Genomic DNA, 597 nt, shown 5'->3' with positions numbered 1-597 from the left:
CGATGGAGCAAAACATCATCTTGGTTAGCCCAACCACGTTGCTGGTGGCACTGCGCACCATCGACAATTTATGGCGCAACGAACGTCAGAATGAAAACGCCAAACTGATCGCCCAGCGCGCCACCAAACTGTACGACAAGCTGCGTTTATTCATCGACGACATGGAAGGGTTGGGCGGCGCATTAGACCGAGCGAACCAAACCTATCAAGGCGCTATGAACAAGCTGGCGACAGGCCGTGGCAACGTGATTCGTCAAGCAGAAAGCTTTAGACAGTTGGGGGTTGAAATCAAACGACCGATTTCTTCTGACCTTGCGCAGTTGGCGCAAAGTGATGCATTTTCAGAAAATGAATCACCAAATGAATCGTTAGTAGAAAGACATCCGGCTGAGGATAAAGTAAACTAATCGCCCGCAGTACAGAGGGCGACTTTCATTGTCAGCAAACGCCCTGTAGTGAACAAGTGCTGCCCAAGAGGAATTAGAATGACGGACACAAGTTTGCAATCCAATACAGCGTTAGAGAACGAAACGACCCACTTTGGTTTCACCACAGTGGCGAAAGAAGAAAAAGTGACCAAAGTTGCCGAAGTTTTCC

The 597-nt window shown here is 48.7% G+C and carries 1 protein-coding gene and 1 pseudogene; both read left to right on the top strand.

All coding sequences use genetic code 11. From position 1 onward, the window contains the following. The coding region (gene rmuC, locus R7Z78_RS24630; RefSeq protein ID WP_169643784.1) for a DNA recombination protein RmuC at positions 1 to 407 on the top strand (407 nt) is incomplete at its 5' end. Positions 408 to 485: 78 nt separating this feature from the next. After that, a pseudogene (ubiE, locus tag R7Z78_RS24625) lies at positions 486 to 597 on the top strand (bifunctional demethylmenaquinone methyltransferase/2-methoxy-6-polyprenyl-1,4-benzoquinol methylase UbiE); the annotation flags it as partial.

The sequence above is a fragment of the Vibrio sp. 1167 genome, assembly GCF_033340375.1.
Taxonomy (GTDB): domain Bacteria; phylum Pseudomonadota; class Gammaproteobacteria; order Enterobacterales; family Vibrionaceae; genus Vibrio; species Vibrio alginolyticus.
This window is presented reverse-complemented; position numbering and strand designations above follow the sequence as displayed.